Annotated in this window: 19 protein-coding genes; 13 read left to right on the forward strand and 6 right to left on the reverse strand. The window is 41.3% G+C overall.

The window, feature by feature from the left end:
* Positions 1-563: 563 nt before the first annotated feature.
* The 12 genes from P20311_RS00790 to P20311_RS00845 all read left to right on the forward strand — a co-directional run bounded on the left by P20311_RS00790 (position 564) and on the right by P20311_RS00845 (position 13,110).
* Positions 564-1,520, forward strand: a complete 957-nt coding sequence (locus P20311_RS00790; protein WP_024602244.1) for a diguanylate cyclase domain-containing protein — start codon at positions 564-566, stop codon at positions 1,518-1,520.
* Positions 1,521-1,628: 108 nt separating this feature from the next.
* Positions 1,629-2,384, forward strand: a complete 756-nt coding sequence (gene ubiE, locus P20311_RS00795) for a bifunctional demethylmenaquinone methyltransferase/2-methoxy-6-polyprenyl-1,4-benzoquinol methylase UbiE (RefSeq protein WP_008108541.1) — start codon at positions 1,629-1,631, stop codon at positions 2,382-2,384.
* 12 nt (positions 2,385-2,396) lie between these two features.
* Positions 2,397-3,056, forward strand: coding sequence for an SCP2 domain-containing protein (locus P20311_RS00800; RefSeq protein WP_008108543.1), 660 nt, complete (start codon positions 2,397-2,399; stop codon positions 3,054-3,056).
* Between the two features lie 17 nt (positions 3,057-3,073).
* Positions 3,074-4,675, forward strand: a complete 1,602-nt coding sequence (ubiB, locus tag P20311_RS00805; protein WP_008108545.1) for a ubiquinone biosynthesis regulatory protein kinase UbiB — start codon at positions 3,074-3,076, stop codon at positions 4,673-4,675.
* 79 nt (positions 4,676-4,754) lie between these two features.
* On the forward strand, positions 4,755-5,015 hold the full coding sequence (tatA, locus tag P20311_RS00810) for a Sec-independent protein translocase subunit TatA (RefSeq protein WP_008108546.1): 261 nt from the start codon (positions 4,755-4,757) through the stop codon (positions 5,013-5,015).
* A gap of 5 nt (positions 5,016-5,020) precedes the next feature.
* Entirely contained in the window at positions 5,021-5,353 is a 333-nt protein-coding gene (tatB, locus tag P20311_RS00815) for a Sec-independent protein translocase protein TatB (protein ID WP_008108547.1), read from the forward strand.
* A gap of 47 nt (positions 5,354-5,400) precedes the next feature.
* Positions 5,401-6,141: a twin-arginine translocase subunit TatC gene (tatC, locus tag P20311_RS00820; protein ID WP_008108549.1), complete on the forward strand. Its 741-nt coding sequence runs from the start codon at positions 5,401-5,403 to the stop codon at positions 6,139-6,141.
* 1 nt (position 6,142) lies between these two features.
* On the forward strand, positions 6,143-6,652 hold the full coding sequence (locus P20311_RS00825) for a hypothetical protein (RefSeq protein ID WP_008108551.1): 510 nt from the start codon (positions 6,143-6,145) through the stop codon (positions 6,650-6,652).
* Entirely contained in the window at positions 6,652-7,437 is a 786-nt protein-coding gene (locus tag P20311_RS00830) for a TatD family hydrolase (RefSeq protein WP_008108554.1), read from the forward strand. The genes P20311_RS00825 and P20311_RS00830 overlap by 1 nt, the downstream gene beginning before the upstream one ends.
* Positions 7,437-9,296, forward strand: coding sequence for a diguanylate cyclase (locus tag P20311_RS00835; RefSeq protein WP_008108556.1), 1,860 nt, complete (start codon positions 7,437-7,439; stop codon positions 9,294-9,296). Before P20311_RS00830 ends, P20311_RS00835 begins: the two co-directional genes overlap by 1 nt.
* 12 nt (positions 9,297-9,308) lie before the next feature.
* The gene (gene hemB, locus P20311_RS00840; RefSeq protein WP_008108557.1) at positions 9,309-10,316 is read left to right on the forward strand and encodes a porphobilinogen synthase; all 1,008 of its coding nucleotides are present in this window, start codon (positions 9,309-9,311) and stop codon (positions 10,314-10,316) included.
* A 136-nt stretch (positions 10,317-10,452) separates the two neighbouring features.
* Positions 10,453-13,110 carry an ExeM/NucH family extracellular endonuclease gene (locus P20311_RS00845; protein WP_008108559.1) on the forward strand — a complete coding sequence of 886 codons (2,658 nt, stop codon included), beginning with the start codon at positions 10,453-10,455 and terminating at the stop codon, positions 13,108-13,110.
* Positions 13,111-13,340: 230 nt separating this feature from the next.
* Here the strand turns inward: P20311_RS00845 and fusA are convergent, their stop codons facing one another.
* The 6 genes from fusA to P20311_RS00875 form a co-directional block, all read right to left on the reverse strand.
* Complete coding sequence (fusA, locus tag P20311_RS00850) at positions 13,341-15,425, reverse strand: elongation factor G (RefSeq protein WP_008108561.1); 2,085 nt, start codon at positions 15,423-15,425, stop codon at positions 13,341-13,343.
* Positions 15,426-15,681: 256 nt separating this feature from the next.
* Positions 15,682-16,341: a 3-oxoacid CoA-transferase subunit B gene (locus P20311_RS00855; protein ID WP_008108563.1), complete on the reverse strand. Its 660-nt coding sequence runs from the start codon at positions 16,339-16,341 to the stop codon at positions 15,682-15,684.
* Between the two features lie 13 nt (positions 16,342-16,354).
* On the reverse strand, positions 16,355-17,062 hold the full coding sequence (locus tag P20311_RS00860; protein WP_008108565.1) for a CoA transferase subunit A: 708 nt from the start codon (positions 17,060-17,062) through the stop codon (positions 16,355-16,357).
* Positions 17,063-17,070: 8 nt separating this feature from the next.
* Positions 17,071-17,832 carry a 3-hydroxybutyrate dehydrogenase gene (locus tag P20311_RS00865; protein ID WP_008108567.1) on the reverse strand — a complete coding sequence of 254 codons (762 nt, stop codon included), beginning with the start codon at positions 17,830-17,832 and terminating at the stop codon, positions 17,071-17,073.
* Positions 17,833-17,836: 4 nt separating this feature from the next.
* On the reverse strand, positions 17,837-19,018 hold the full coding sequence (locus tag P20311_RS00870; RefSeq protein ID WP_008108569.1) for a homoserine O-acetyltransferase: 1,182 nt from the start codon (positions 19,016-19,018) through the stop codon (positions 17,837-17,839).
* A 9-nt stretch (positions 19,019-19,027) separates the two neighbouring features.
* The gene (locus P20311_RS00875; RefSeq protein WP_008108572.1) at positions 19,028-20,329 is read right to left on the reverse strand and encodes a GntP family permease; all 1,302 of its coding nucleotides are present in this window, start codon (positions 20,327-20,329) and stop codon (positions 19,028-19,030) included.
* Between the two features lie 257 nt (positions 20,330-20,586).
* Between P20311_RS00875 and P20311_RS00880 the strand changes: the two genes are divergently transcribed.
* The gene (locus P20311_RS00880) at positions 20,587-22,875 is read left to right on the forward strand and encodes a TonB-dependent receptor (RefSeq protein WP_008108574.1); all 2,289 of its coding nucleotides are present in this window, start codon (positions 20,587-20,589) and stop codon (positions 22,873-22,875) included.
* The last annotated feature ends 37 nt before the right edge of the window (positions 22,876-22,912 follow it).

Consider the following 22,912-nt stretch of genomic DNA (forward strand, 5'->3'; position numbering starts at 1 on the left):
AGCCTAGATAAATAGCAAATAGATATACGACCAACTGCGCAAAATATACGCCCGTGAGACATTGTATTAACTTAAGTTAATACAAAACTATAAATAACTAGGGTCTGTTTATCTTTCGAGGTTAAATTTGCAGCAGTGTGTTTGGCTTCTAGGCAAGGCAGAGCCTATGTAGTGTGGTTACTCCCCATAAGTAGGCGATAACGCAGCATAGATGCCAAACTTGCGCTGCCCAAAGGGTTCTGCCTAGAGGTGATTAACTCTTTGTTACTCGCTTTTTACTTAGCCCACTAGGTTACAAATCTCGCGCCGCGATTAAATCACCTCTAGATTGAACAAGTTTTAATCCTGAAAGGTCAATAGGCCCTAGAGTAATTGCTCAGAAAAACAACGGTTATTGAAATTATAGTCCTATTTTAGCCAACTCCGACTCATTTTACTTTTAAATAACGGATATAATGATTATTGTATCGTTGCTTGGAAGCAAATTGCCTCATTGGACGAGTTTTATAAATCAGCATTTATGCGTATTTGGTTGGTAATTGCAAATGATGTTCCATGACTCCATGGCTATAGCACAAGAAAAAATGACAAAAGTATGTATGTTTTTAGAGCATCATGTTTTGCCTCCTACCCCCTTAAATTTTCAAGTTGTGTATACATACATTAGTAAAATCCATTTTGCGCTTAACAATGCTATTGATGATGCCATAGATGTAAATCAAAATATTGATGAGCTATTTATTGAGCAACTCTATTTTGAATATTTAAATCAGGGTCATAAAACCGAAGTAGCAATGATTGAAAACGTCAATGGCGTGATCAATTCACTATCGCGAAATGCACAGCAAACAGAAAAAAAACTTAACGATTTTGCAGGCCATGTTAATGACTGCTTGCATTCTTTAGATGAAAATAATATTGCTAACAGCCGCCTCGCTTTAGAAAGGTTAAATGAGCAAACACAGTTACTTCTCTCACAACAAGCACAATTTAAACAAGAACTTAGCCAGGCAAAAAAACTACACGAAGCCACTAAAAAACAACTTAATACCTTGCGCAAACAACATGTGATTGACCCACAAACAGGCTTATACAAACGCCATTATTTAACTAAGCAAACACAATTATGGCTAAAACAAGATAAGTCAATTTCAGCAATTGCCATTCAAATTGATAATTTAGAGCATTTTATTAATAACTTTGGTGATGCCATTGGAGAAGTGATTTTAAATAAAGTAGCTAAGCAAGTTCAAAAGTATGTTTCACAAAGTGGCTTAGCCGGGCGCTCTGCAAAAGACCAATTTATCGTTCTACTTGCTAACATTGAGCCAGAAACTGCTAAGCTGATTGCAGAAAAAGTAATAACTGGAGTTGAAAAACTACGCTTTATAAGTTCAAAAAGCGATCTAAAACTCCCTCCCATTTCTCTCTCATTAGGGATTACGGAACAACAAGGCGACTTTAACCAACTAGTTAAAAGTGCCTCAAACGCGGCGTTTAAATCACGCGCATCTCAATAACCCAGTACACTGTTCAAACAATAAAATTAACTGATAAATCATATTCAAATTGCACCCTTGGTGCACAATCAAGTACACTAGTCTTTATTACCACGATAGAGATTAATCATGAACGAGAACCCTGAAAAGACCACGCATTTTGGCTATAAAACTGTTGCCGAAACCGAAAAAGCTTCTATGGTTGCTGATGTATTTCATTCTGTTGCGACAAAGTACGATGTTATGAATGATCTCATGTCTTTTGGTATTCATCGTTTATGGAAACGTCAAACAATTGCCAGCTCAGGTATTCGTAAAGGTCATCATGTATTAGATTTAGCCGGCGGTACTGGCGATTTAACTGCAAAGTTTAGCCAGCTTGTTGGCGAAACCGGTCAGGTTGTTTTAGGTGATATAAACTCTTCAATGTTAAAAGTAGGCCGCGAAAAGCTGCATAACTTAGGCCTTGTAGGCAACATTGATTACGTACAAATGAATGCCGAAGCCTTACCTTTCCCTGATAATAGTTTTGATTTAATTACGATTGCTTTTGGCTTACGTAATGTCACCGACCAAAATAAAGCATTGCGCTCTATGTACCGCATTTTAAAGCCAGGTGGTCGTTTACTCATTCTTGAGTTTTCAAAACCAGAGCAAGAGCTTCTCAGCAAGGCGTATGACTTTTACTCTTTCAACATTTTACCTACTATGGGTAAACTAGTTGCTAACGACAGTGAATCATACCAATACTTAGCAGAGTCAATTCGTATGCATCCAGATCAAGAAACCCTTAAAGCGATGATGGTGGAAGCAGGATTTGAGCAAGCGACTTATCAAAATCTAACTGGTGGCATTGTTGCCCTGCATCGTGGATTTAAATACTAAGGTTAGTAATTTATGGCGCTTGAAGAACACAGTAAAGAACAACCGGCTGCAGGCAGTTTTTTTATGCTACCGAGCTTTGTACTTTCGCTTATTGAGCAAGTATTAAATCAAGCGCTTAAACTCGATCCGAGCTTACTCGATAAACTAAAAACGGTAGAGCATCAGCGCTTATTAGTTGAGGTTAGAGACTGGCAGCAAAAAATAGCCATTACTTATGCCAATCAGCAGCTACATCTTTACACTGCATTCGAACATGCTGACGCTGATTGTATGATCAGCGCCAATATAGATACGTTGTTAGCACTGAAAAACCCAGCCATGCTGACTCAACTTATTCGCCAAGATAAGCTTGATTTACAAGGCGATTTAAATATAGCTCAACACTATAGTTCAGCCTTTTCAAGTGTAGAGATTGATTGGCCAGAGCAACTAGCAAAGCATATTGGCGACGCGCCTGCACAACAGCTTTATTTGCACTTGCAGTCGCTTAAGCAGCAGGGTAAAAAAGCAAAGTCTCAGCTCGATAATACTTTTATTAGTGTGTGCCAAGACGAACTGGCAATCACCATTCACCCATTAGAGCTTGAGCAATTTAAACAACAAAATAGAGCACTAAAAAGCCAAGTTGCCGCCATTGAGCAACGTATTAACGCCCTAATTAAAGCCCTTTAACGCGCTAAGGATTTTTTGTGTCAACTGCCCGACTGTATTACATAACTAAAACCCTGCTTAGCTTCGGACTTGATGAGCTTGTACCCAAACATAAAGTACCTTGGTTTGCTAAACTTGCTCGTGGCAGTTTGTTTTGGTTGCGCAACCAACACAAAGATAAACCTCCTGGCTTAAGACTTCGTTTAGCACTACAACAACTTGGCCCTGTGTGGATAAAGTTTGGCCAAATGCTTTCAACTCGGCGCGATTTACTGCCTCATGATATCGCCTTGGAATTAGCCTTTTTACAAGATCAGGTAGAACCGTTCGAAGGTGAACTAGCCCAGAGAATCATCGAAAAAGCATTAGAAATAGATGATATTAGCCAGCTATTTAGCGAATTTTCACAAATACCTTTGGCATCGGCCTCAATTGCTCAAGTGCATACTGCTACTCTTGTTGATCCTCAAGGTGAATCGCAAGATGTTGTTATTAAAGTTATTCGCCCTAATATTGAGCAACAAATCAACGCTGACTTAGCACTAATGGAAAAATTGGCTAAGGTTGTCGGTAAGTTAATTAACGAAGCCAAGCGATTACGCCCAGTGGAAGTGGTTAAAGAGTATAAAAAAACATTGCTCGATGAGCTCGACTTAATGCGTGAGGGCGCTAATGGCATTCAATTAAAGCGTAACTTTGAAGGTTCAGAATCGTTATACATTCCAACAGTATATAGTGATTATAGCCGCAGTAATGTACTGGTTATGGAGCGTATTTACGGTATTCCGGTTTCGGACACTGAAGCGTTGATGGCACAAAACACCAACATGAAGTTATTAGCAGAACGCGGAGTAGAAGTGTTTTTTACTCAAGTATTCCGCGATAGTTTTTTTCATGCAGATATGCACCCTGGTAATATTTTTGTGTCACGCGAAAACCCGCATAATCCTAAATATATTGGTATAGATTGCGGTATTGTTGGAACTCTTAACAAAGAAGATAAACGCTATTTAGCTGAAAATTTCATTGCCTTTTTTAACCGCGACTACCGCCAAGTAGCACAGCTACATGTTGATTCAGGCTGGGTACCACCTGATACCAGCATTGAAGAGTTTGAATTTGCTATTCGCACCGTGTGCGAGCCTATTTTTAATAAACCACTGGCTGAAATATCATTTGGTCATGTATTGGTTAACTTATTTAATACCGCACGTCGTTTTAATATGCAGGTTCAACCGCAACTCGTATTATTACAAAAAACCTTGCTGTATGTTGAGGGCTTAGGTCGTCAGCTATACCCACAACTGGACTTGTGGAAAACAGCAAAACCATTTTTAGAAGACTGGGTTAAACAACAAGTGGGCCCGCTGTCTGTGCTAAAGCAAATGTATGCAAACTTACCGTTTTGGGCAGAAAAAATGCCTGAACTACCCGATTTAATTTATCAAAATTTAAAGCGAGCACCACACTCTCACGCACCTGAAATTAAGGTTTCACATAAACCATTGGTTTTAGGACTGTTTAGTAGTGCTGCGATGATTGTCTCAGCTTTATTTTATTTACAACACAACTTAATCGCTGCTGGCGTTGTCTTAAGCTGTGCTGTTATTGGCTTTATAGCGGCTTGGCGCCGCGCATAAACTAAGTGCTATTTGCCACTTTAGGCGTATAATCAGCACTTAACCTTATTATTTTATGGCTTAAAAGCAGGAGAAAACCATGGGTTTTGGTGGTATTAGTATTTGGCAATTATTAATTGTACTTGCAATCATTGTACTTTTATTTGGTACAAAAAAACTACGCGGTATGGGTGGTGATTTAGGTGGCGCAGTTAAAGGCTTTAAAAAAGCTATGTCTGATGACCAAAATGCTGAAAAACAAGCTAGCGAAGATAAAACTGAACAGATCCAAAAATCATCAGAATCAACACCAATCGATTCAAGTACAACTAGCAAAACTAAAGATAACGACAAGGTTTAACTAGCATGGGAATGTGGGAGCTTGTTGTGGTATTTATTGTCGGTTTGGTAGTACTAGGGCCGGAACGCTTACCTGTTGCTATTAGAACCGTAAGCCGCTGGGTTAAAACAGCCAAAGCAATGGCTAACTCAGTAAAAGCTGAAGTGAGTGAAGAGCTTCGTGTAAACGAGCTACATGAAAACCTAAAAAAAGCAGAGCAACAAGGTCTTAAAGATTTAAGCCCTGACCTACAACACTCTGTTTCTGAGCTGCAACAAGCAGCGCAATCAGTTACTCACAGCTATAAAAAAAATCAAAGCCAAGCCACTAATAACCAAGCAACAGATGACTCTAAATAATTATGGCACTCTCTTTTTTCATGCGCTTAATGCAGGTATAGAAAACAATGACTGAAGAAGTAAAATCAGGATTTGTCGCTCATTTAATCGAGTTGCGTGACCGGTTGATAAAATCGCTATTGAGTATTTTAGTGATATTTATTGGTTTGGTTTACTTTGCAAACGATATTTATACGTTTGTAGCTGCTCCTCTAGTCGCTCATTTACCTAGTACTGCCACTATGATAGCAACGGATGTCACTGCGCCATTTTTTGCTCCCTTTAAACTAACGTTGTTTGTTGCTTTATTTGCGGCCATCCCTTGGATTTTACATCAAATTTGGGGATTTATAGCCCCAGGTTTATATCAGCACGAAAAGAAAATGCTGATGCCAATATTAGCTTCCAGTATTTTCTTATTTTATGGTGGCATTGCTTTTTGCTACTTTGTAGTACTGCCAATTATTTTAGGGTTTTTCACCAGTGCAGGTCCTCAAATGATGACCCTAGCCCCAGATATCAGTAGCTATTTAGGCTTTGTGCTCAAGCTATTTTTTGCTTTTGGCATTGCATTTGAAATTCCAGTGGCGATTATGTTGCTCTGTTGGAGCGGTGCAACAACCACACAAAGCCTAAAAGAAAAGCGCCCTTATATAGTGGTCGGCGTATTTGTAGTGGCGATGTTTTTAACGCCACCAGACGTTTTATCACAAACTCTATTAGCACTCCCTATGCTGCTGTTATTTGAGCTTGGCTTAATTTTAGCGAAATTTTATACCGCAAAACCACAACAAGAATCTGAGGAATAATATGAATAAGCATTTACTTTCTTTACTCGCTTTAGCAAGTGTACCGGTTTTAGCCGCAACTCCTATCAATGAACAAGCGTTGCAAGCCTGTAGTTTTATTGAAAACGACTTTAATCGTTTACTCTGCTACGACAACACCATTGCCGGAAAGTCATTAACACAACCAGCACAAAGCCAGCTAAGCAAATCGGCACAAACAAATGTAAAAGCTGAGGCTCCCGCTGCAACAGCGCCTGTGGCCACTAAAGCAAAAGAGTTTGGTTTAGAGCATAAAGAAATTGCGGAAAATGGTGAAGAGTCTATTACGTCAATGATTTCATCTGTTAAAAAAGCACCTTATGGTGAGCTAATCATTACCTTAGAAAATAACCAGCAATGGCGTCAAATTGGTTCAGATAGCTTAAGATTAGACGAAGGCGATACTGTTATTATTAGCCGTGGCGTATTCAACTCTTTTTTACTTAAAAAAGCAGATCAAAACCGTTCAATTCGTGTAAAACGTACTCAGTAATGCAATACACGTTAATTGATGCTGGCGTAAATTTAACTAATCATCAATTTGATGGTCAGCATCAAGAGGTGCTCGCCAGAGCAAAAGATGCGGGCGTAAACCAGATGCTGATTATTGGCTGTGATATAACCTCCAGTGAAGAATCATTAGCACTTGCTGCGCACTATAATCAATATGCTACCGCTGGTATTCACCCTCATGACGCTAAAACAGCAACCCCTGAGCTTGAGCAACAACTTACTCAGCTCGCTCAAAATGAGCAGGTTATTGCCGTAGGTGAATGCGGACTAGATTACAATCGCGACTTTTCCCCTAGAGATATACAACGTGCTGTTTTGCGTCGTCAGCTCGCATTAGCTGAAAAACTCAACTTGCCTGTTTATTTGCATGAACGTGATGCCAGTGAGGATATGCTCACTATTTTAAAAGAATTTACTGTTCGCGGTGTACTGCACTGCTTTACAGGTAATGCACAAGCACTCTCAGGTTACTTAAACTTAGGACTTTATATTGGTATTACCGGCTGGGTATGTGACGAACGACGTGGCGAGGAGTTACAGCAACTTATACCGAGTATTCCTATTGAACGTTTATTAATAGAAACCGATTCGCCATTTTTAATTCCTCGTACTGTTAAACCAAAGCCAAAATCAAGACGAAACGAGCCAGCATTGCTGCATTATGTGTGTGACACGCTTGCTCAGCTTTATGGCATTCCGGCATCTGAAGTGGCAAAACATACTCGTGAAAACTTTAATCGCTTATTTGGATTAGAGAAAAAGTAATGCGAACCTTTTGCGCTTTGCTGGTATTCATTTTGGTGTTTTATGCATCCTGTTTCCCTGCAAGTGCAATCGAGATAAATAGCGAATTTAATTCAAAAAAAATAGAGTCTATTCATTATTCGTTTACTCCTACCTCATTAGAAGATGCACGACAAAGCAATTTACAAGAATGGCTGCTACTTAATGATAAGCCACTTAATTTAGGTCTTGAGTCTCGCCCTGTATGGATTCAATTTAAGATTAAAAATCAGTTAGCGCAGCCGCTAACGCCCTTACTATCACTAGACAACCCTCTTTTAAACGATGTTTACTTTGCTCATTTTATGGAGGATAAGCTACTCACATCAACTCATATTGGTGATACGCATGCACTTTCACAAAGAGTGATAGCGAGCGAGTCTTTGCTAGTCAAGTTAACTCTTCCCGCTAACAGTGAAACTACGGTGTACCTTAAAGTTAATAATGATGCAGGTATCGGGCTGCGCGTCCCCTTAACACTGTGGCAGCAAGACTCACTATTGGCCTATAAAAGTATGGTGAATTTACTTTATGGATTATTAATTGGCTTTGTTTTTTCTTTAGCAGTGAGTAGTCTGGTCTTATTCGCATTTTCCCGAAAGCATTACTTTGCTTATGCCGGTGTGATTACGCTGATGCTCAGCTTATTTTTAGCTTACTTAGGCGGGTTTGGATTTCGTTATGCGCCCTCCAGCATAGCAAACCTCCAACAGTTAGTGCTGCCTATTTTGCTGATGCTGATCACGGTATCGTTTCTTCCTTTACAACGCCATGTTTGCACAGCTATTGAGTCTAACTTAGTAAAAGGGCAAACAATAATCACCGCACTATACGCATTAATTATTATACTTATTTGGTTACTCCCCACTCCCAGCGTAGCTTTATTTGCTATTTTAAGCATCCCTGTCATTTTAAGTTATCATGTTGCCACAACATTATTTTATCTGCGTAAAAATCCCACGAGTCCCAATAAATCTCTACTCATGGCACTTGGGTTCTTTTTAATTGTGGTCATTCATTTTGCCATTGCATTAACCGGCCTTTATACAGTGACTCGAGCTAGCTTAATGATAACCTTTGCAGCGTCCCTAGGTTGCTCATTTTGTTTAAGTTATACCGTCATAAAGTTATTTATATTACAACGCGATGAGCAAGTAACAGCGCAGCAAGCATTAATTGCACAAAACGCTGCACAAGATGCGCTATTAAATGAGCGGATTGAATTACAAGAGCGCACCCGCCAAGAGCTTGAAAGCCAAGTAGATGAACGCACCTTTGAGTTACAAGTAACACTGAGGGAATTAGAAGATAAAAACCGCGAACTTGAACAACTCAATATGGAAGATGCGCTAACTGGCATTAAAAATAGGCGCTTTTTCGATAAAAAACTAATTATGGAAATTCGTCGTTCGCGCCGCGAACAAACGCCATTAAGTATTATTATGCTAGATATCGACAAATTTAAATCAATTAACGATAAATATGGTCACTTAACCGGCGATCAAGTCATCAGAGCGGTGTCTGATACCATTAAACAACAGCTTAAGCGCCCACTTGATGAAGTAGCGCGTTATGGTGGTGAAGAGTTTGTCATTTTGCTACCTAATACTGATAACCAAGGTGCAATGAACATTGCAGAGCAAACACGCCTGGCAATAGAAAATAAGACTGTGAATGTAGCAGGCACTATTATTGAGTTTACTATTAGTGCCGGTGTTTATACTCAAATTGCCGATGATACCCATAACCCTGAACTATTTACTGATTATGCCGATAAGGCACTCTATTTAGCAAAACAACATGGCCGCAATCAAGTGGTTAATTTTTCAATCCCACAGTAGGAGCGTATACTTATGGCCCAATCTGGACTAGACCTTTTCCCATATACTCGCATGCGTAGAATGCGCCGTAATGATTTCTCTCGTCGCCTTATGGCTGAAAATCAGCTGAGTGTTAATGATCTTATTTATCCTGTTTTTGTTCTTGAAGGTAAAAATCGTCGTGAAAGCATTGAATCTATGCCTGGTATCGAACGTTTATCGATTGATCTGCTGCTTGAAGAAGCCAAAGAGTTAGTTGATTTAGGTGTGCCTGCGCTCGCTATTTTTCCTGTTACCCCAGCAGATAAAAAATCTCTACTCGCTGAAGAAGCCTATAACGATGACGGCTTGGCACAAAGAACTGTACGCGCATTAAAAGAAACCTTCCCAGAGCTTGGCGTGATCACCGATGTTGCACTTGACCCATTCACAGTGCATGGTCAAGACGGCATTATTGATGATGCAGGTTATGTGATTAACGACGTCACTACCGAAATTTTAGTTAAGCAGGCGCTATCACATGCACATGCAGGTGCTGATGTTGTTGCCCCATCAGACATGATGGATGGGCGTATTGGTGCAATTCGTGAAGCTCTTGAAGCCGATGGTTTTATTCATACTCGCATTATGGCCTATTCAGCAAAATATGCGTCAAGCTACTATGGTCCATTTAGAGATGCCGTAGGATCTGCGGGTAACTTAAAAGGCGCTGACAAAAAAACGTATCAAATGGATCCTGCCAACTCTGATGAAGCAATTCGTGAAGTCGCACTTGACCTTCAAGAAGGCGCCGATATGGTCATGGTTAAGCCAGGTATGCCTTATTTAGATATTGTACGTCGCGTTAAAGATGAGTTTGGTGTACCAACATTTGCTTATCAAGTAAGTGGCGAATACGCGATGCATAAAGCCGCTATTGATAATGGCTGGCTGAGCGAAGAAGCAACCATAATGGAATCTTTATTAGCATTTAAGCGTGCTGGTGCAGACGGCATTCTGACTTACTTTGCTAAGCAAGCTGCTCGCTATCTAAATAAGTGATAAAAGTATATTGATATAAAAGGGCTTTATTGCCCTTTTTTATATTTATATTATTAACATTCTGTATTCTATTTGTAATCATTTTTCCTTACACTAAGCGTCCCATTTGGGAAACAAATACACGGGAAAAATAATAATGTTAAAAACAAAAATAACGCCATTGGCGCTTGTATTAGCAAGCCTAAGTGCACCCGCTACCGCTAACCTCGTTATATCTGAGTACGTAGAAGGCAGTAGCTATAATAAAGCAGTAGAACTATTTAATAATTCGACAACTCCTTTGTCATTAGATGGCTATACCCTCAGTCTCTATTCAAATGGCAATACAGAGGCAAATAATACCTTCGATTTAACTGGCGAACTTGCTGCAAACAGCACCTACGTTATTGTTAATGGTAATGCCTCAGCAGAGCTAAAAGAAAAAGCTGACCAACTCAGCGCAGTAACAAACTTTAATGGCGATGATGCACTAGTATTGACTCAAGGCTCAGTAATTATTGACAGCTTTGGCCAACGTGGCGTAGACCCTGGTTCATTTTGGTCTGAAGGTGGTGTACAAACACAAAATAAAACATTGCGCCGCAAAGAAACTGAGTTAAACGGACGTAGTGACGCAGATGGCAGTTTTAATCCAAGCGAACAATGGCTGCAATTTGAGCAAGATGACTTTAGTGATTTAGGCATATTTGCAGGAAATTCTTCACCTAATCCAGATCCTGAACCAGAGCCAGAAGATCCTTTATTATGTGGCGCTGATAAAACATTAATTAGCAGCATTCAAGGCGAAGGCGCAAGCAGCCCATTGGTTAACACTGTGGTTGAATTTGAAGGCGTTGTGACGGCTGATTTCCAAGCAGATGACCAGCTCAAAGGCTTTTTTGTTAGCTCACTTCGTTATGATGAGGATGCAAACCCACTTACTTCTGAAGGGGTATTTGTTTATTTTACCAATACTGATGTTAATGTTGGCGACCATGTTCGCGTGCAAGGTACTGTTGAAGAATACTTTGATGCCACCCAAATTGGCAATGTAAGTCAAGTTGCTATTTGTGATACTGGTCTTTCAGCTTACCCGACTAAAATCACTTTACCCGTTACCGAGCCCAGTGAATTAGAGGCGTTTGAAGGTATGCTGGTTACCTTAGAGCAGCCACTTATTGTTACTAACAATTATGGTTTAGGTCGCTATGGAGAACTAGAACTTGCCACTGAACGTTTATATCAAGGTACTCAAGTTGCACTTCCTGGCGCAGCTGCGAATGCAGTTGAAGCGCAAAATCTAACTAAAAAAATACTCCTCGATGATGGTTCAACTCGCCAAAATCGCGATCCTATCGCTTATCCTGTTCCAGGGTTATCAGCAGAGAATACCCTGCGTACTGGCGATACAGTAAATTCTGTAACAGGTGCGCTAGCTTACAGCTTTAGTACTTATCGCATTCACCCAACGGTAACACCCCAGTTTGTAGCAACCAATCCACGCACTGATGCACCAGAATTAAATCCTGACGCTGATTTACGTGTAGCAAGCTTTAACGTACTTAATTACTTTAATGGTGATGGTCAAGGTGGCGGTTTTCCAACTAGCCGTGGTGCTGATTCAGAAGCTGAGTTAATTCGTCAACAGGCAAAACTGGTCAGTGCTATCAGTGCTATGCAAGCGGATGTCATTGGCTTAATGGAAATTGAAAATGATGGCTTTGGCGAATTTAGTGCTGTTGCAAGCTTGGTAAATGCACTTAATGACGCCGATAGTCAAAATCAATATGCATTCGTAGATTTTGGTGTTGATCAAGTAGGCACCGATGCTATCACTACCGCGCTTATTTACCGTGCTGATAAAGTGCAGCAAGTGGGTAATGCAGCAATCACAACCGACGCGCCTTTCGATTACAGCAACCGTGCACCAATTGCACAAAGCTTTAAGTCTATAGAAACAGAGGAAGTGTTTACTGTTGCCGTAGCTCACCTAAAGTCTAAAGGTGGTTGTAGAAGTGCAACTGGTGGCAACGCTGATCAAAATGACGGCCAAGCATGTTGGAATGAAATTCGAACAACTGGTGCAAATGCATTTGCTGATTGGCTAAATAGCAAACCAACAGGGGTTGATGATGAAGATATTATTCTTGTTGGCGACATGAACGCGTATGCAATGGAAGATCCTATCCGTGCATTTGCTGATAAAGGCCTAAAAAATGTGGTTGCTGAGCTAGATGGCAACACCTTGGGTTATTCTTATAGCTTTTCTGGCCGAGCGGGTAGTTTAGATCATGCCCTAGCAAGTCCGAGTTTATTAAGTAAAGTAGTGAGCGCCAGTGATTGGCATATTAATGCCGATGAGCCTATCTCCCTTGATTATAATGTTGAGTTTAAATCTGACGTTCAACAATCAAGTTTGTATGCTCAAGGCCCTTACAGAGCCTCAGATCATGACCCTGTTATTGTCGATATCCGCTCAACCGTAATTGCACCACCAGAGCCTGAAGTGCTCACCGGTGAAATTGATAATATTCGCGGCTGGTTTTGGTGGAAAAACTACCGCATTGATATCCCTGAAGGTTATGACGAACTCACCATTAGCCTAGACGGTGGATGGGGCGATGCAAATTTATTTGTTAGTCATAAAAGAAGCCCTACTTTGTTTAAAAATGATTGTGCATCTATAAGCAGAGGAAACGCAGAAAATTGTACATTTACCAACCCAAAAGAAGGTAAATGGAAAGTCCGCGTTAATGGCTTTTTACCCTTTAGTAATGTAAAACTCACTTATAAAGCAATCAAGTACGTAGATTAATATTCATTGCTATCAACATAAAAAAGCCGCACTAGCGGCTTTTTTAATATAAACAATGAAAATACTTGTTTTAAATGAGAAGTTTTTAACGCAGCTAGCGTCTGATTTAACCCCTAAAAATGATTAAGTCTTATTGCGGGTTGGTATTAATAGTATTCACCTGTTTTCAAACTTCAGACAATAAAAAACCCGCAACACGTGCGGGTTTTTTTAAAGAGTTAAAGTGCTAATTACTTAGCAGCATTTTTCTCTTTTTCTGCAGCGATTACAGTGTCAGCTACGTTTTGTGGACATGGTGCGTAGTGTGAGAACTCCATAGAGAACTGACCACGACCAGATGTCATTGTACGTAGTGAACCGATGTAACCAAACATTTCTGATAACGGTACGTCTGCTTTGATGCGAACGCCAGTTAAACCAGCTTCTTGATTGCTAAGCATACCACGACGACGGTTAAGGTCGCCGATTACGTCACCTACGTGATCTTCTGGCGTGAACACATCAACTTTCATGATTGGCTCAAGAAGTTGTGCACCCGCTTTAGGGATCGATTGACGGAAAGCGCCTTTAGCAGCGATTTCGAAAGCAATTGCAGATGAATCCACGGCGTGGAAGCCACCGTCGAAAAGTTCAACTTCAACGTCAAGTACTGGGAAGCCAGCTAGAACACCAGTGCCCATCATTGATTTGAAGCCCTTCTCAACTGCAGGCCAGAATTCTTTAGGTACGTTACCACCAACAACTGATGATTTAAACGTGAAGCCTGAACCCACTTCGCCTGGCTTGATGCGGTAATCAATTTTACCGAACTGACCAGAACCACCTGATTGTTTCTTATGCGTGTAGCTATCTTCGATTTCACGAGTGATAGTTTCACGATAAGCAACCTGTGGTTGACCAACGATAAGGTCTACACCGTAAGTACGCTTAAGGATATCTACTTTGATATCTAAGTGAAGCTCACCCATCCCTTTAAGGATAGTTTCGCCTGAATCTTCATCAGTCTCAACTTGGAAAGATGGATCTTCTGCAACCATTTTACCGATAGCGACACCCATTTTCTCATTACCGCCTTTATCTTTAGGCTGTACAGCAATCGAGATTACTGGAGTTGGGAATACCATTGGCTCAAGTGTTACTGGGTTCTTAGGATCACAAAGAGTGTGACCAGTTTGCACGTTCTTCATACCAACGATAGCGATGATATCGCCCGCTTGTGCTGAAGTAAGCTCTTTACGATCATCTGCTTGCATCTCAACCATACGGCCAACACGCTCAGTTTTACCCGTAAATGCATTAAGGATAGTGTCACCCTTGTTAAGCTTACCAGAGTAGATACGTACGAATGTTAATGCACCAAAACGGTCATCCATGATTTTGAATGCTAACGCTTTGAAAGGCTCGTCTGCAGATACAATTGCATGCTCGCCGTTTTCGTTACCTTCTTCATCCATAAGAGGTTGAGGATCAACTTCTGTAGGAGCAGGTAAGTAGTCAACAACAGCATCAAGGATTAATTGCATGCCTTTGTTTTTGAATGCAGAACCACAGTATGTAGGGAAGAACGCAAGGTCACGAGTACCTTTACGGATACAACGCTTGATATCTTCAACTGAAGGCATTTCACCTTCCATGTACGCTTCCATTAGGTCATCGTCTTGCTCTACAGCAGTTTCAACTAGGAACTCATGGTACTCATCAGTTTTTTCTACCATGTCAGCTGGAACGTCAACAATTGAGTAGTTTTCAGGAAGACCTGTCTCATCCCAAACATATGCTTGTTTGTTTAAAACGTCTACAACACCTACGAATTCGTCTTCAATACCAATTGGTAAAGTCATAACTAATGGAGTAGCACCAAGTACTTTTTGTACTTGCTCAGTTACACGGTAAAAATCAGCACCCATACGGTCTAATTTGTTTACGAAAATAATACGTGCAACGCCTGACTCATTTGCATAGCGCCAGTTAGTTTCTGATTGTGGCTCAACACCACCAGAACCACAGAATACACCCACACCGCCATCTAGTACTTTAAGTGAACGGTAAACTTCAACTGTGAAGTCAACGTGTCCAGGAGTATCGATAACGTTAAAACGGTGATCTTTCCAGAAACAGCTTACTGCCGCAGACTGGATAGTAATACCGCGCTCAGCTTCTTGCTCCATGAAATCGGTAGTAGACTCACCATCATGTGTCTCACCGCTTTTGTGGATTGTACCTGTAAGCTTTAGGATACGCTCAGTAGTTGTGGTTTTACCCGCATCAACGTGCGCGAAAATACCAATGTTTCTGTACTTCGATAAATCTGCCATTAATTTTACTCTTAATAAAGTCGATAAATTATTCGGCGGGAGTATAACATCACTTAAAGCGAACATCACCATAGAAGTCGCTTAAAATGCAATCAATTTATAAAAAACTTGCTTTAAAGATATTTTGAGGTATGAATGAGACCTGTTTTAAACTGCTTAAGTCTTTATAAGCCTTATTGTTAGGTATTAAAAGCACAATCGGATGATGACATGAAGCAAACACAATTATTTTGCTCCATGTAAATCGTTAGTAATATTACTCAAAACTCATGGTTTTGACCTTATCGCTAATTACTAAATTACCCGCAGTTTTGGCTTTGATTTCATCAACACTCACCCCTGGTGCGCATTCTAACAAATGAAAAGCACCGTCTTTAATTTCTAACAAAGCCAAATCCGTAATTACCTTATTGATACAGGCAACACCAGTTAGTGGCAGGCTGCACTCACTTAATAGTTTTGACTCACCATGCTTGTTTGCATGGGTCATAGTGCAAATAATATTTTTTGCCCCAGCCACTAAATCCATCGCTCCGCCCATACCTTTAACCAGCTTATTGGGGATCATCCAACTAGCAATGTTGCCATTTTGATCCACTTCAAAAGCACCTAAAACAGTTAAATCAACATGCCCACCGCGGATCATGGCAAAGCTTTCTGCAGAATTAAAAATAGCGGCACCCGTAGCTGCAGTTACCGTTTCTTTCCCCGCGTTGATCATATCCGCATCCACTGAGTCAGCGTGTGGATATGGGCCCATGCCCAATAAGCCATTTTCCGATTGCAGCATAACTTCAATGCCTTTAGGCACATAGTTTGCCACCAGCGTTGGAATACCAATCCCTAAATTAACGTAATACCCATCTTCGAGTTCCATCGCGACACGTTTAGCGATTTGTTCACGTGTTAATGCCATAACTATGTGCTCCTTAAAGCTTTGCCGGTTGCGTTGTGATTTTTTCAATCCGCTTTTCAAATTCACCTTTAATAACACGGTCAATATAAATACCGGGCGTATGAATTTGGCTTGGTTCAAGCTCACCTGGCTCAACAATTTCTTCAACTTCGAGCACGGTTATTTTACCTGCGGTTGCGGCCATTGGATTAAAGTTCATCGCTGTATGACGATAAATACAATTTCCATAACGATCCGCTTTCCACGCTTTCACAATAGCAAAATCACCGGTAATACTCGGCTCAAGTAAATAATCACGGCCGTTAATATTACGTGTTTCTTTGCCTTCGGCAACGGGCGTACCTACACCTGTTGCCGTATAAAAGGCAGGAATGCCCGCACCACCAGCACGCATTTTTTCAGCTAATGTTCCTTGTGGCGTCAATTCAACATCTAACTCACCATTCAGTAACTGCTGCTCAAATAACCCATTTTCGCCCACATACGAGGCAATCATTTTACTAATTTGCTTGTCTTCAAGTAACAACCCTAATCCAAAGCCATCAACACCACAGTTATTCGATACTAAGGTTAAGTCTCGGGTGCCTTGGCGCTTAATCTGTGCAATTAATCCCTCAGGAATGCCACATAAACCAAAACCACCAGCAATAATAGTCATCCCGTCTTCAAGCCCTGCCATTGCTTCACTGTAGCTTGTTACTACTTTATCAAAACCTGCCATAATAACCCCTATTGTGCTGTCCAGCCGCCATCAATGGCGATCGCTTGAGCGGTAATATTTCGTGCGGCATCTGCCATTAAAAATGTCACGGTATGGTATATTTCATCAAGCCCTATAAACGCCTTTTTTGGCATAGGTGCTAACATTATCGTGTCGATTACTTGCTGCTCTGAAATGCCATGCTCTTTTGCCTGCGACACAATTTGCTGTTCAACTAAAGGCGTTTTCACATAAGCGGGGCAAACGGTATTTATAGTGATATTGGCATTCCCTGTTTCAAGCGCCATGGTTTTTGTGAAGCCAATTAAGCCATGCTTTGCTGCAATATAAGCAGACTTATATTTAGAAGCCACCATAGCGTGAATAGAACCAATATTAATGATTCGACCAAAGTTTTGCTCACGCATACGCGGCAATACCGCTTTACTCATCATTGCTGGGCCTACCAACATCACTTGCTGTAAAAGCAGCCACTTATCTGCAGGAAAGTCTTCTAATTTAGCTACATGCTGTATCCCTGCATTATTAATTAATACATCAACAGGTTGCGTAAAGGTGCTAAAAAAGTCTTCAATCGCTTGGCTATCAGCCACATTAAGTGCGTAACCATGAGCGTTACCGCCCTGATTAACTATTTTTTGCGCTGCTTGTTGAGCCTGTTGCTCATTAAGGTCTGTAACAATAATAGTATGCCCTGCTCGCGCTAACTGCTCGGCAATATAAAATCCTATTCCACTTGCCGCACCGGTGATTAATACGTTTTGACTCATACTGCTATTCCTCTAAAAACTCACTGATCAACTGTGCTTTAGGCAAGATTGAAAAAATGCCATCCAAATGTCCCCAACCGCCTTCAATTTCAGAAAACTGAACGTCTTTTCCTAGCGTCTTCATTGACTCATATACAGTACGCATATTTTCAGGGCGTAACAGCAGGTCGTTAGTTGCGGGAAGTAACAATGTCTTCGCTGTCACTTTTTTTAATGCTGTGCTTAGGTCTTGCTCCATACCGGCAGTAAATAGTTGCGATGCCCGTACTAAATACAGCACATGGTTTGCATCTTGAGTTTTAGCACGCGCCATAGCACGCTGTGCCAGTGTTTGGCTAAGCTTAGGCAAAGTGCGAATATCTTTAAGTGCACCATCATCATGCACATTAAAATCAGCAAAACTGGCGTTGTAAATAATAGGATGCATAGCATCTTGGGTAATATTAAGCATGGTAGCAGCGAGTCCATCTAATGGGCGCTCCTTGCCATAGTAATTACCTTGCTGCCAATTTTTATCTAAACGAATGGGTAGTGCCCATTTTTCTAACGCAGCCACAGTCCATGCATCCATAGTCGCGGCACCAATAACATGAATGAGGCGTTCAACCTGCTCTGGATAGCGCGTCGCCCACTCTAGCGCCTGAAAAGACCCCATAGATGCGCCCATCACGGCATGTAATTTAGTAATACCTAAGCTCTCTACTAGGCGTTTTTGTACGTTAACAAAATCGGTAATAGTGACTACTGGAAAGTCCAAACCGTATGGCTTACCTGTTGCTGGGTTAATTGATGCTGGACCCGTAGTAATTACGTTTGGGTCATGCCAATTTGCGTTTACTAAGGTGTCTGAACTGATCACAAAATACTTGTTAGTATCTATGGCTTTTCCTGGGCCAATTAATGCATCCCAATAGCCAGCTACCGCGTCATCAGCTGCATATTTACCTGCTGCATGAGAGGTTCCTGAAAAGTAATGAGTGATCAGAATTACATTATCTTTGGCCTTATTAAGCTCACCATAGCTTTCCCAACCAATATCAACCTGCTGCAACGTTGTACCCGAGACGGTGGTAAAGTTTTCTGTGGTGAAATGTTGCTTTTCTACTAGTAACGGCTCTGCTTTATCAGCACCAAATACTGTACTACTAAATAAAACCAGCAATCCTATTATTAATATTGTTTTCATTGCGATTCCTTAAAAAGTGATAAATAAGCTTAGTGCAAGTGCGACCCCAACCAATGGAATAATCACGGTCAGTGCAGCTAATGGCCAATAAGCGCGTTGATGTGTTTCTTTACAAATGGCACGTATGGTTGTAACTACATAGCCATTGTGTGGCAGGCTATCTAATGCACCAGAACTAATAGCAACCACTCGATGTAATTGCTCTGGATTAACCCCCATGTCCAAATATCCAGGAGCCACAAGGGGTAATGCAATCGCTTGCCCGCCCGATGCAGACCCCGTTAATCCAGCAATGACGCTCACGGCAACAGCAGCCCCCACCAGCTCATTACCTGGCATATGAGTCATAGCGTCAACAGCAGCAATAAACGCCGGTGATACTTTAGCTACTGCGCCAAACCCGACTACAGCAGCAGTGTTACCTATTGCCACTAATGCACCAGTTGTACCCATATTGATAGCATTTCCCATGTTATGAAAATACTTATAATTAATGACCACAATACTTAAAACACCGCCAAGCAACGCCACAATTAGCGCGGTTTGCTGTAAAACATCATGCAACATAAATGATAAGAGTAGCACCACCAGCAAAGGAATTACGCCGGTGATTGGGTGGGGGCGTTCACGCTCTAAAATAACCGGATCATCGTCTCTGGCATCAAAGCGTTCACCTTTGGCAACCGCCTTTTTAATCATTTTATTTAGCCAAAAGTAGCCGACTGTCGCCATAAAAATGGCCACCACTAAGCTTACCTCCCATGCAGCATAAGGTGAGGTACCTAAATGCTTTACCGGGATCCAATTTTGAATTTCAGGCGAGCCCGCAGAGGTCATAGTGAATGTCACTGAGCCAAACGCTAATGTTGCGGGTATAAAGCGCCGCGGCAAATCGGCGTCTTTAAATAAACTGAGCGCCATCGGGTAAACCGAAAACGCCACAATAAATACACTGACTCCGCCATAAGTCAGCACGGCACAAGCAATCACCACAGCCAGTACGGCATGTTTCATGCCTAGTTTGCCAACAATGTAACTGGCTACGCTGTCTGCTGCGCCTGTATCTTCCATAAATTTACCGAACAACGAGCCCAGTAAAAACATAAAAAACCATGCACTTAAAAACCCAGCAAAGCCATCCATATACGCGTTAATAAAGTTACTGTCGGCAGTCACTGGGAATATAGCCATCCCGCTAGTTAACGCGACCAACAGCGCACAGATTGGCGCGGCAATAAATAAATTGACCCCACGCAAAGTTAAAATTATCAGCAGTATTAAACCGCCTAACAGCCCTATCATGCTCAGCATAGACATTCCTATAATTATTGTTATTACCCAGATGAGGTGACATCGCAGTAAGTACCTTTAAGTGTTACGGTTAATATTAAATAAAGACATAACACTAAGGTACTACACGTTTTAAATTTGGCTTAAAACCAATATAAGTCAAGGTGTTAAAAACATATAGCACTATGGTACTAATTCATTTTTTAACACTATCTTCTACAGTGAATACAGGTGACATGAGCAAAAACATAATTAACTAATAACAACAGGAACACACCATGATAAAGCTCAAACAAAGTATCACACCGGTCACATTAGCCGTTTCACTCGCCTTATTTAGTGCCAACAGCATCAGTGCTGAACAAGCCGTAGTCGCCAAAAAAGGTGAATTAGAACGCATTGAAGTAACCGCTCGTAAAACCGTTGAAAACTTACAAGAAGTTCCGGTCGCCGTGACTTCAATCGGTGCACAAGAATTAGCAGAAAACGGCATTAGCGTGATGACCGAGGTACAGCAGTTTTCGCCCAACACCACGCTACAATCAAGCCGAGGTACTAACTCTACCATCACTGCGTTTATTCGCGGTGTAGGTCAACAAGACCCGCTTTGGGGTTATGAACCCGGTGTAGGTATTTACATTGATGACGTATATATCGCCCGCCCGCAAGGTGCCGTACTCGACTTATTAGATGTACAACAAATTGAAGTGTTACGCGGTCCGCAAGGTACCCTGTATGGCAAAAACACCATTGGTGGTGCAGTAAAATATGTCACCAAAGAAATGAGCGGTGATGCAACGCTAAATATTCAAGGCACCGTAGGCAGCTACAGTCAAAAAGATTTAAAAGTCACTGGTCAACTGCCGCTTATTGATGAAAAACTCTATGTGGGTTTTGGTTTTGCCACACTCAATAGAGATGGCTATGGTGAATTTTTAACGTCAGCGCTTGATAATCAAGACCGCGAAAACTACAACAAAGATGTTACCGCTGCACGGGTTACGCTAGAGTACACCCCAACCGATGACTTATTCTTTCGCTTCGCGTGGGATAAAACCGATGATGACTCTAACGCCAAAGGCGGGTATCGCTTACTTCCAAGCATATTAACGAATGCACCTGTGCCAGATAGCGTGTATGACTCTTATACTAGTTTACCTACATGGAACAAAGTAGAGCTTGAAGGTATGAGCTTAACTGCTCGCTGGGATATGAGTGCAAACACCAGTATTAAATACGTTGCAGCAACAAGAGAAAGCTATTCACCAACCAATATCGACTTTGATAATACCTCTTTGCCTATTTTTGATGTTCCAGCCATTTATGACGATGAACAAACCACTCACGAGTTACAATTAAATCATAGCGGTGATAACTATAAGCTGGTATCAGGGCTTTATTATTATGATGGTGAGTCATGTGGGCAGTTTGAAGCTGTACTGGGTGTGCTTGGTCAAAGCTTAGGGGCGCCTGGCCTTACCCGTGAAGTGAGTGGCTGTAGTAACTCAACTAGTAAAGCAGCATACATACAAGGAAGCTATGACTTTGATGATAAATGGTCAATGACCCTTGGCGCGCGCTATACCAAAGACAGCAAAGAAGCGATTGTAAATAATGGTCTTATTTTTGACATTGTTTACCCTGAATCAGGCTGGGTTCCGGGCTATGTTCGCCCTGAGGGGCAATTAGTGCCTACTGTACTTGATGACAGTGAAGACTGGTCACGTTTTACGCCTCGTGCGGGTGTGGAATACCAATACAATAACGACATTATGTTTTTTGCTAGTTACTCACAAGGCTTTAAATCGGGCACATTTAACCCGCGCGCAAGTGGTCCAGAAAAAGCTGCAAATCCTGAAATTGTTGACTCATTCGAGTTAGGTATGAAAAGCGAATGGAATGATAATTTACGCGCAAACTTAACCGTATTCACACTTGATCATAAAGACCGCCAGTATATTTCGGTATTACCCGGTGACAGTGCTGCCGATTTAAATCAGCGTTTAGGCAATATTGGCGAATCTAAGTCTGATGGCGTTGAATTAGAACTTAGCTATGTTGCAAGCGATGCCCTAACCTTTGACGCGTCAATTGGTTACATCGACAGTAGTTTTGAAAACGTGATTGATACCAATCCAGATACCGGTGAAATATTTGATAAATCAGACCGTTTTAGTGTTTCAAACACCCCAGATCTAACTTTCAACTTGGGCGCTACTTATCGTTTATACACAGAAATGGGCGACTTCGTTATGAACGGTAATTACTATCACCGTGGTGATTACGCACTGTTCGAAGAAGACAGCTTACTGACTCAAGATGCCTACGGTATTCTCAATATGGGCGTAACGTGGTACAGCACTGATGGCCATTGGACCGCAGGTATTTATGGTAAAAACCTAACCGATGAAGAATACATGATTGGCGGTTACCAGTTCGTAGCTCCTGATCCTTCAGATCCAACTAACATCAGCAAATATACGCCAGGCCTTGGTGGCGATAATACCTTAATTGGTTATTACGGCGACCCTCGCACAATATCACTCACTGTGGGCTATCGTTTTTAAAATTTAATATCACTAGGGCCTGTTGACCTTTGCGAAT

The organism is Pseudoalteromonas sp. BSi20311, assembly GCF_000239875.1.
Classification (GTDB): Bacteria; Pseudomonadota; Gammaproteobacteria; order Enterobacterales; family Alteromonadaceae; genus Pseudoalteromonas.